General features: G+C 71.0%; 10 protein-coding genes. 6 read left to right on the forward strand and 4 right to left on the reverse strand.

What is annotated here, in order from left to right:
• A partial coding sequence (ligD, locus tag ABY44_RS11665) for a DNA ligase D (protein ID WP_431641207.1) occupies positions 1 to 2,068 on the forward strand: 2,068 nt, incomplete at its 5' end.
• Positions 2,069 to 2,073: 5 nt separating this feature from the next.
• Here the strand turns inward: ligD and ABY44_RS11670 are convergent.
• Positions 2,074 to 3,393, reverse strand: coding sequence for a cation:proton antiporter (locus ABY44_RS11670; protein WP_060173586.1), 1,320 nt, complete (start codon positions 3,391 to 3,393; stop codon positions 2,074 to 2,076).
• Between the two features lie 42 nt (positions 3,394 to 3,435).
• Positions 3,436 to 3,792 (reverse strand): DUF3175 domain-containing protein, encoded by a 357-nt coding sequence (locus tag ABY44_RS11675; protein ID WP_021161217.1) that lies wholly within the window; start codon positions 3,790 to 3,792, stop codon positions 3,436 to 3,438.
• Between the two features lie 267 nt (positions 3,793 to 4,059).
• On the opposite strand from ABY44_RS11675, the gene ABY44_RS11680 reads away from it, so the two are divergent.
• From ABY44_RS11680 to ABY44_RS11695, 4 genes are all read left to right on the forward strand, one after another.
• Entirely contained in the window at positions 4,060 to 4,425 is a 366-nt protein-coding gene (locus ABY44_RS11680) for a hypothetical protein (RefSeq protein WP_060173617.1), read from the forward strand.
• A 237-nt stretch (positions 4,426 to 4,662) separates the two neighbouring features.
• Positions 4,663 to 5,211, forward strand: coding sequence for a type 1 glutamine amidotransferase domain-containing protein (locus ABY44_RS11685; protein WP_027792535.1), 549 nt, complete (start codon positions 4,663 to 4,665; stop codon positions 5,209 to 5,211).
• A 4-nt stretch (positions 5,212 to 5,215) separates the two neighbouring features.
• A complete protein-coding gene (locus tag ABY44_RS11690; RefSeq protein WP_059485895.1) occupies positions 5,216 to 5,548 on the forward strand; it encodes a DUF1488 domain-containing protein in 333 nt (110 codons plus the stop codon).
• A 271-nt stretch (positions 5,549 to 5,819) separates the two neighbouring features.
• Entirely contained in the window at positions 5,820 to 6,065 is a 246-nt protein-coding gene (locus tag ABY44_RS11695; protein WP_060173585.1) for a hypothetical protein, read from the forward strand.
• A gap of 20 nt (positions 6,066 to 6,085) precedes the next feature.
• Here the strand turns inward: ABY44_RS11695 and ABY44_RS11700 are convergent, their stop codons facing one another.
• Complete coding sequence (locus tag ABY44_RS11700) at positions 6,086 to 7,336, reverse strand: phosphatidylserine decarboxylase family protein (protein ID WP_060173584.1); 1,251 nt, start codon at positions 7,334 to 7,336, stop codon at positions 6,086 to 6,088.
• Between the two features lie 113 nt (positions 7,337 to 7,449).
• On the opposite strand from ABY44_RS11700, the gene ABY44_RS11705 reads away from it, so the two are divergent.
• On the forward strand, positions 7,450 to 7,734 hold the full coding sequence (locus ABY44_RS11705) for a hypothetical protein (RefSeq protein WP_060173616.1): 285 nt from the start codon (positions 7,450 to 7,452) through the stop codon (positions 7,732 to 7,734).
• Between the two features lie 108 nt (positions 7,735 to 7,842).
• Here ABY44_RS11705 and treY read toward each other — a convergent pair.
• Positions 7,843 to 9,878, reverse strand: a 2,036-nt coding sequence (gene treY, locus ABY44_RS11710) for a malto-oligosyltrehalose synthase (RefSeq protein WP_431641208.1), incomplete at its 5' end; no start/stop codon positions are given.

A 9,878-nucleotide genomic window follows, 5' to 3' on the forward strand; every position in this document is an offset into this window, starting at 1 on the left:
GGGCAGTCCGTCGGCCGACCTGTCTCGCGTGGACGGCGCCGTGCGCGCGGCGTTGCCCGAGCGCATCGCGCCGCAACTCGCGACGCTGGTCGATGCGCCGCCTGCGCACGGCGACTGGCGCTACGAAGTGAAATTCGACGGTTACCGGATCCTCGCGCGGATCGCGGGTCGCGGCGCGCGGCGGCACGTCACGCTGATGACGCGCGAAGGCCGCGACTGGACCGCGAAGCTGCGTGCGCAGCGCGATGCGCTCGCCGCGCTCGAGGTCGACAACGCATGGCTCGACGGCGAGGCCGTCGTGCTCGGCGAGAACGGCCTGCCCGATTTCCAGGCGCTGCAGAACGCGCTCGGCGCGGGCCGCTCGGACGCGGTGACGCTGTTCGTGTTCGACCTGCCGTTTCTCGACGGATACGACCTGCGCGACGTGCCGCTCGCCGCGCGTCGCGCGCTGCTCGAACCGCTGCTCGCCGGCAGCGACCCGGCCCGGCTGCGTTTCTCACCCGACCTCGGCGACGACGTCGTGCCGCTGATCGCGCACGCGTGCGACACGGGGCTCGAAGGGTTGATCGGCAAGCGCGCGGAGTCGCGTTATCGCGGCGGCCGCTCGCCCGCCTGGATCAAGCTGAAATGCAGGCGGCGGCAGGAGTTCGTGATCGGCGGCTACACCGAGCCGGCGGGCAGCCGGCTCGGCTTCGGCGCGCTGCTGCTCGGCGTCCATGCGCCGGACGCGGGCGGCAAGCGGTCACGCGGCACGCCGCCGTTGCGCTATGTCGGCCGCGTCGGCACCGGGTTCGACACGCGCCTGCTCGACCGGCTCGCGGCAATGCTGCGCAAGCATGAGCGCGACACGACGCCGTTCGACCCGCCGCCGCGCGAACGGTCGCGCACGCGCGTGCACTGGGTCGAGCCGACGCTCGTCGCCGAATGCGAATTCGCGGAATGGACGGGCGACGGGATCGTGCGGCAGGCGTCGTTCATCGCGCTGCGCGAAGACAAGCCGGCGCGGCAGATCGTCCGCGAGGTGCCGCGCCATACCGAATCGGAGACGACGATGGACGAACCCCAGGCAGCGCATGACAACCACCCGCATGCACCGCATACCGATACAGGGCACAACCGCCGGCCGCGCGCGCGATCGCATGCGTCCGCCGGCCACGCGCACGGCGAACCCGGCGTCGATCACGTCGGCCGCGTGCGCATCACGCATCCCGATCGCGTGCTCGACCCGCGCAGCGGCACGCGCAAGATCGACCTCGCGCATTACTGGTTATGGGTCGCGCCGTGGCTGCTCCCCGACCTGAAAGGCCGGCCCGTGTCGCTCGTGCGCGCGCCGGGCGACATCGCCGGCGAACTGTTCTTCCAGAAGCATGCGGAACGCCGGGAAATCCCGTTCGTCAGGCAGCACGCGGGGCTTGATCCCGGCCACGGCCCGCTGCTGTCGATCGACAGCGTCGACGCGCTGCTCGGCGCCGCGCAGATGGGCACGATCGAGCTGCACACGTGGAACGCGCACGCGTCGAACATCGAGCGGCCCGACCGGATCGTGTTCGACCTCGATCCCGATCCCGCGCTGCCGTGGCGCGCGATGATCGACGCCGCGCAGATCGTGCGCGGGCTGCTCGACGAACTGGGGCTCGTGTCGTTCTGCAAGACGAGCGGCGGCAAGGGGCTGCATGTCGTCGTGCCGCTCACGCGGCATGCGGGCTGGGACGACGTGAAGGACTTCTCCCGCGCGGTCGCGCAGCACGTCGCCGCTACGCTGCCCGAGTGCTTCACCGCGACGATGGGGTCGCGCCACCGGCGCGGCAGGATCTTCGTCGACTACCTGCGCAACGGCCGCGGCGCGAGCACGATCGCCGCGTACTCGCTGCGTGCGCGGCCCGGCATGGGCGTGTCGGTGCCGCTCGAATGGGACGAGGTGCCCGCTACGACGGGCGGCGCGCAATGGACGATCGACACGCTGCGCGAACGGCTCGATGCGCTGAAACGCGACCCGTGGGAAGGCTATGCGCACACGCGCCAGCGCATCACGGCGTCGATGCGTGCGCGGCTCGGGGCGCAAACGTGAACCCGTCAGCGCCGATGCTGCAGCCGGTGATACCAGTTCATCAGCGGCGTCGCGGAGATCCCGTGCGCGATCACCGACGCCGATACGACGACCAGCACCGGTGCCGCCAGCGGGCGCACCGCGCCGGACGGCGCGTGCTCGATCGCGAACAGCAGGTAGTAGAACGAGCCGATCCCGCGAATGCCGAACCAGGCCATCAGCCGACGCTGCGCCTGCGTCGCACGCGAACCGGCGAGCGTGACCAGCACCGCGAGCGGCCGTACGACGACGAACAGCACGGCGGCCAGCGCGGCCGCCCCCCACGTGAGCAGCGGGCCCGGCAGCGTCGCGAGCACGCTGCCGACCATCGTCATCACGACGGCTTCCGCGATCCGTTCGAGTTCGATCGTGAAGCCGAGCACCGATTCGGCCATGAACGCGTGCGCCTTCTCCGGATGCTTCTCGGTGGCGACGACGTCTTCCGAATCGATCTGGCCGATCACTTCACGCGGCCTGCGGTCGCCGCTCGCACGGTGCTCGACGCGGCGCATCGCGACACCGGCCGCGAACGTCGCGACGAAGCCGAACGTGTGCGCGAGCTGCGCGGCGCCGAACGACAGCACGATCAGCGCGAGCGCGAAGAAGCCTTCGAGGCCGAGCGCCTGCGCGTGCCGCGTGCGCAGCCAGCCGATCAGTTTCGTCGTCGCCCAGCCGAGGGCGCCGCCGATCGCGGCCGCGCCCGCGATGCCCCACAGCGCGACGAGCGCGAACGCGCCGGACAGCGGCGCGAGCCCGTAGGTCGCGTCGCGCGTGCCGCACAGTGCGAGCCCCGCGAGCGCGAACGGCAAGGCGATGCCGTCGTTCAACCCGCCTTCGCCGGACAGCGCGAAGCGCACGAGGTCGCGATCGCCCGGGTCGTGCACCTGTACGTCGTGCGCGAGCACGGGGTCGGTCGGCGCGAGGATCGCCGCGAGCAGCAGCGCCGGGCCCCAGCCGAGCCCGAGCGCGAGCACCGCGCACGCGGCGAGCAGCGGCACGGTAACGATCATCGCGAGCAAGCCGAGGCGGCACGGCACGAGCCACAGCCGGTCGGTCAGCGGCACGCGCAGCCGCAGCCCGATCGCGAACAGCGACACGAGCAGCGCGATTTCGACGATTTCACGCAGCAACGGCGCGTCGCGTTCGAGGTCGAGCTGCAGCAGGCCGGCGCCGGCCGGGCCGAGCGCGACGCCGAGCACGAGATAGATCATCGCGGTGCTGCACGGCAGGTGGCGCAGCGCCGACGTCGCGACGCCCATGCCGAGCAGCACCGCGCCGATGATCAGGTACCAGAGCGTCTCGTGCATGCGCGGGTTCGCGGCAGGCGGGGAAGGCGGACGCGCAACCCGTCAGGGCTTGCGGCCGAATGCCTCGCGCAGTTTGCGTTTCGCGCGTTCGAGCGTCGTGCGGCGCGTTTTCGGCAGATTGCGGCCCGCGCGGTTCACGTAGAAGTTCAGCATCGACATCGCCGACTGGAACGGCGACGCCTTGCGGCGGCGGCTGTGTTCGGCCGAACGCTTCAGCGACGCGGCGATCGCCGCCGGATCGTCGGACTTGAAGATGTCGGGTTCGATGTCGAGCGCATCGCTGCGTTGCGTGACTTCGCCCGACCAGCGCTTGCGGTGTGCCGGATCGGCGCTGCGGGCGCGGCCGGGACGGCGCGTGAGGCGCTTGCCGTGTGCGTGGGAAGCAGAAGCGGAAGGCATGTGACGGGGCTCCGTGTGGGGTCGAGGGGTGGGGTCCTTCGGAGACAGGCGACGCAATCCGCGTGCCGCGCCGCGGGCGCGTGCGGACGTCGGCATGGGCATTGCTGGAACGGCCTTGCCGGAAGGCACGAGCAGGCATTTCCGTTACCGCGTCATCACCACGGAGCAAACGCCATGAAGCCGGCAACCGATCCGAAGCCGGTCGCGCGGCGCGATGACGGCGCGGTTTCCCGGGACGGGCGCGCGGCCACCACGCAGGAGGACATCATGCAATCGAATTCCCGGATTTGGCTGGAGAACGACGAGATCGACGGCGAGGCGATCGACGTGGACGATCTCGACACGACGGTTCATGTCGACGTCGCGACGGGCAGGGTCATGTTCCACGCGGCGTGGGCGAATGCGCTCGAGGCGCCGCCTGAGGTGGCGCGGTATTCGGTCGTGCTCGCGCTCGACTGCGACACGATGGAGCATTACGCGGATCTCGACGACGGCGCACGCACGCGCGTGCATGCGATGCTGCACGAGGCCGTGCAGCAGACGCTCGATCAGTTGCCCGACACCGACGAAAACCTGACGCTGACGATCGAACTGACCGACGCGATGCTCGATGCGGCGCGGCACCTGCAGTAATCGTTGCGGGCCGACGTGCCGCATCGGATTACATCCTGTTGAAATCTTTGCAGCCGGGTACGCGGCGACGTCGAATGGGCCGGCCTCGATGCGATCGCGGGTCGTTCCCCGGCTGGTGCCGCGATGCGAACGGGTGCGACCCTGCACGAGCACGTGCGGCGGCCTTGGCGGCCGGCACGCCGATTGCTGCACGACCGATGCGGCACGACGTGTGCCGCCCATCCGAAGGAGACGTTCATGAGCGGCAGGCTGGAGCATTGCAAGGTGGCCATCCTCGCGGTCGACGGATTCGAGGAAGCCGAACTCGTCGAGCCGCAGCGCGCGCTCGCCGCCGAGGGCGCGCAGGTCGACGTGATTTCGCAGAAGCGCGGCGAGATCCAGGGTTTCCGGCACGTCGACAAGGGCGAGCGCGTGAAGGTCGACCGCACGTTCGACGACGCGCGCGAAGGCGATTACGACGCGGTCGTGCTGCCTGGCGGCGTCGTGAACGGCGACGCGATCCGGATGCTGCCGGCCGCGCGCGAATTCGTGACGGCGGCCGTCGGCGCCGGCAAGCCGATCGCGGCGATCTGCCACGGCGGCTGGCTGCTCGTGTCGGCCGGGCTCGTGGAGGGCCGCACGATGACGAGCTGGCCGAGCCTGCAGGACGATATCCGTCATGCGGGCGGCAAGTGGGTCGACGAGGAGGTCGTGCGCGACGGCAACCTGATCACGAGCCGCAAGCCCGCCGATCTGCCCGCGTTCAACGGCGCGCTGGTCGAGCGCCTCGCGTCGCGGGGGGCGTAAGCCGATGCCGGCCGATGCCGCCCGCCGCGTGACGCTGACCGACACGCCGCCCGTGTTCGACGGAGCGGCGCTGCAGTTGAGTTTCGTCGTCGACGTCGATGGCGTGCCGCAGACCTGTGCGATCACGGTCGAGGCGCTGGAGGATCATTTCGGCGCGCAGTCCGCGCTGGAGGCCGACCTGCGCGATGCGTTCGAACGCGGCCGCGCGCGCATCGAGGCCGCGTGCGCGGAGGTGCTGGCTGACGGCGGCGGGGCGGATGTGGTGCTGCACAGCGGTTATTTCCGTGCGCCGGGCGGTCGGGCGCGGGCCGGGCTGTTTGGTCCGGGGAAGTCCTGACCTCCGTCGCGCTTCCCGAAGCGTCATTTCGCGACGCATCCAGCCACCCGGCCATCCAGCCACCCGCATTACACGCCATTGAAAACTTTGCCGCGCGTCGCGGGCGTTGCCCGGTGCCACATCGCGCCGCGCGCCGGGCGCGCGGTGCGGTTCGCGTGGCGTCGACTGGCATGTTCCCTGCATGAATGGCCTGTTGCCGGCGCACGATTCGCGCCGCATGCCGATGCGACCCGTTCGTCGCATCGCACGTAGCCGCAGACGGGGAACGAGCATGCTGACCGCCCATGAATTTGCCGTGCTGTTCCTGGTGCATCACGCGCCGGAACAGATCCAGATCGACCGCGACGACGTCGTCGCCCTCGTCGAGCAACGCCTGATCGAGATGCAGCGCGACGACACGTCCGGCGAGCGTCGGCCCGTGTTGACGGCCGGCGGTCTGTCGGTCCTGAAGTGCGTGCAGCGGCATGACGGGGTCGCGAACGACGTGTCCGACCTGAGCGACCTGAACGACGCGTGATGCGCGGCGCCGCGCGGCGTTCACCGCGCGATCGCGACGCCCGCGTTGACGGGTACGACAGGTGTCCGGCTGTCGAACGGCGGCGCGGGCAGGAAGCGGTCGATCACGCCGGCTTCGAACAGCAGGCAGTACGTCGATCCGCCGAACTGGAAGTAACCGATCTCGTCGCCTTTGTCGACGCGCTGCCCCGGCACGACGTCGATCACGCACGACGACACGTCGCCCATCCCGACGAACACGGCCGCCACGGTGCCGATGCCGGGGTCGTCGCAGGAGAGCGCGACCACCGCGCGCGTGGCGACGGCCGTCATGTAACCCTGCGAGTCGTTCAGCCCGGCCGGATCGGTGCCTTCCGCCTCCGCGACCGAGTAGTAGGTCCCGTCGACACGGTACGCGTGCGTGACGACACCGCGCACCGGTGCATGCCAGCGATGGTAGTTGTACGCGCTCAGGTAGGCCTGGTAGATGTCGCCGCCGACGAAGCGCTCGGCGAGCGGCAGCCATGCGGGCGTGAAGAGGTCGCGCAACGAATACGGCTGCGCCTTGATCCAGAACGTGTCGCGCAGCTTCACCTTCGATTCGGTGTGGTACGGCGCGGCCTCGCATGCGCTGACGATCACGTGCGGATCGTCGGGTGCCTCGACCGGGCGCGCGCCGTCGCGAAAGCGTCGCGTGAAGAAGTCGTTCCACGAGTCGAAGCCAAGGTGCGGCTGGTCGTCGCGATATTCGAACTGGGACAGCCCGAGGCGCCTGCACGCTGCGTCGCAGAACCAGCCGTCGGGCGCCGACGTGTCGAGATGCGTGCGCGAATGCGGGCCGCCGAGGAAGTCGCACCACACGTTCAGCACGCGCTTCAGGTGCGCGTTGACGGTCGCGTCGCGAAACACCGCATGGCCCGACGGCATGCACATCGGCCAGTCGAGGAACGCGTTGATCGGGCACACGATCAGGCTCGCTTCGCTGAAAGGGGGCGTATAGGTCATCAGGTGATCGAGCACTGTCATCAGCTCGCCGATCGACGCGTAGCCGAGCCGCAGGCCCGCGTCGAGCGCCTCGTCGATTGCGCGGGTCAGGCCCATGCGCAGGACGGCATGGTCGTCGAACAGCCGCGCGAGCGCCTGCACGGCCGGCGTGCGCAACCGGTCGCCGGCATGCGCGCGGGCTTCCGCCGCGATCCCTTCGCGGAACGCGGCCATGTGGGCTTCTTCGCGCGCCATCCATTCGCCGAGCCGATGGCGCGTGGCGGGCGGCGGGTTGCGGTCGGTCGGCATGGCTTCCTCCGGACGTTGGTTCGTCATGAACGTGATCAGCAAGATGCTTGCCCGGCGGCGGCACCGAAATTGCGGCGATCGTTCGTCCGTTTTTCATGACATGGGAGACGAGGATGAACGCGGCTTCGAATGCACGACAGGCGAACAAGACGAGCGAGACGAGCGCGACCGACGCGCGCCGCAGCGGCGATCCGCACACGGTGACGCCGACGCGCCCACGCGTGCGAGCGGCCAAGCCGGCGTCGCGCGACGCGCGTCGGCCGGCCGGGCGCGGCTCAGGTGGTTCGAGCGGGACGAGCAGCTCGAGCGGGCCCGTGGCCGCGCACGGCGGCGACAGGAAGGGCAACCCGCTATGGGAGGACGACGGCGGCGCAATGCCGCCGGAAGAGTGGTCGTGACGGGTCAATCGCGTTTGGGCACTTGCGCAAGGTCGCTGACGTTCGGCCGATTCGATTGACGATCGCCGGCGCGCCAGGTACGACACGCGTCTCCAGGGCCGGGCGCCTTCAACTGTCGGCACGCGCCGCCACGAGCACCGCAACAGGCAATCCGGCCAGGCAGCGGCGTAGCGCCAGCACCCCGTCGGGCGCATCGATCGCGTCCCGACCATTCAGCCAGTCGATCCAAGGCCCCGCGATTCCGCGCGGCAGCACGACCGCCGTATCGCCCCACTGCGCGGGCGCTACGCGCGGTATCCCGGGCGCTTCCCCCAGCAACCGGCTCGCGAGCCGCGTCGCGACGATCACCACGGTGGCGGCCGCGTCGCACCGCGCGAACGCCACCGCGTGTCGCCCAAGCGGGCCGCGCACGCGTAGCGGCACATACGCGCCGTCCGCAAACGTCGCCGGCCACCGCGCGCGCAGCGCGAGCATCCGCTCGATCAGCGCGCGTTTCACGCGTGCGTCGGGCCAGGCCGGCAGGTACGACGCGACCGGATCGTCGACCCGTTCGGCCGCCAGTGCGTCGAACGGCACGTCGCGCCGGTTGTCCGGATCGACGAGCGAGTGATCCCAGCACTCGGTCCCTTGATAGAGGTCGGGCACGCCGGGCGACGCGATCCGCAGCGCTGTCTGCGTCAGGCTGTTGACGATGCCGGCCGGTGCGATCCGCGCGACGAACGCATGCAGCCGGTGCGCGAAATCGCCGGCGCCGCGCGGCGTCAGGATCGCGCGGACGAATGTTTCGCAGGCATGCTCGTAGTCCGGTTCGGGCGCCAGCCAGTCGCTGTGCCGCTTCGCTTCGCGCAATGCTTTCGTCTGCCACTGCGCGACGCGCGTGGCGAGTCCGGCGAGCCCGGCCGCATCGTCGGGCGCGAGTGCCGGCGGCCAGCAGCCGACGAGCGTCTGGTACAGCATCGCCTCCGCGGCCGGCCCCGGCGCCCACGCGAGATCGCGATGCGCGCGGCCCCGGTGCGGCAGGTTCAGCGCGCTCCAGTCGAGCGATGCCGCGCGCCATGCGTCCGGGATCTCGCTGAGCACCGCGAGCCGTGCACGCGCGTCCTCGCCGCGCTTGTGGTCGTGCGTGGCCGTCGCGACGAGCCCGTGCGGCACGGTGCGCGCGCGGCGCCGGTTGCGTGCATGGAATGCGCCGCGCGACAGGCTGAAGTCGCCGGCGTCGGCGCCGACCTCGTTGCGCGACAGCAGCCGGCCGTAGCGATAGTGGGCCGTATCCTCGACGCCTTTCGCGGCGAGCGGCGCGGTGAGCTGCGCGAACGCGACGCGCGCCGCGGCCAGCGCGTCGGCGTTCGCGCGCGGCACGCGTGCGGCCGGCAAGCCCAGCCACGCGGCGACGCGATCGAGCGCGAACCGGTCGGCCGGATCGATGGCCGTGCGCGCGCTTTCGTACGCGTGCGCGAGCACGCGGCGGTCGGCATCGGCCGGCTCCTCGCGCGGAGCCGGATACATTCGGTACACGGGCAGCCGCACCGCGAGTTCGCCCAGCACGCGCCGAATCGCGATCAGGCTGACGTCCCGCGTGGCGGGCGACGCGCGCGCGATCCCGTGCAGCAGCCGCGCGGCGCGCGCATGTTCGACCGCGAGCTGGCGCATCAGCACGCGCCGCTTGCCGTCGAGCGCTTCCTGCGCGAACGTGCGCGACGAGCCCGATACGGCCGCCCAGTGCGCGGCGAGCGGTTCGGCGCCGGCCGGGTCGTGCAGCAGCGCGCCGACGTCGTTCATGAAGTCGTAGCCGGTCGTGCCGGCGACGGCCCAGTCGGCGCGCAGCGATTCGCCCGGCGCGAGGATCTTCTCGACGACGACATACGGCGGCGCGCTGCGTTGCGCGGCCAGTCGTGCATGCAGCCGCCGGCAGTAGGCGCGCGGATCGGCGAGGCCGTCGACGTGATCGACGCGGATGCCGTCGACGAGCCCGGCCGCGTGCAGGCGCAACGGCAGCGCGTGAACGGCGTCGAACACCGCGTCGTCGTCGACGCGGACGGCCGCGAGCGTCGCGATGTCGAAGAAGCGCCGCCAGTTCAGCTCGTCGGCGGCCGTGCGCCACCACGCGAGCCGGTAATGCTGGCGTTCGAGCAGCCGGTGCAGGC

The organism is Burkholderia sp. ZZQ-2, assembly GCF_050768715.1.
Taxonomy (GTDB): Bacteria; Pseudomonadota; Gammaproteobacteria; order Burkholderiales; family Burkholderiaceae; genus Burkholderia; species Burkholderia cepacia.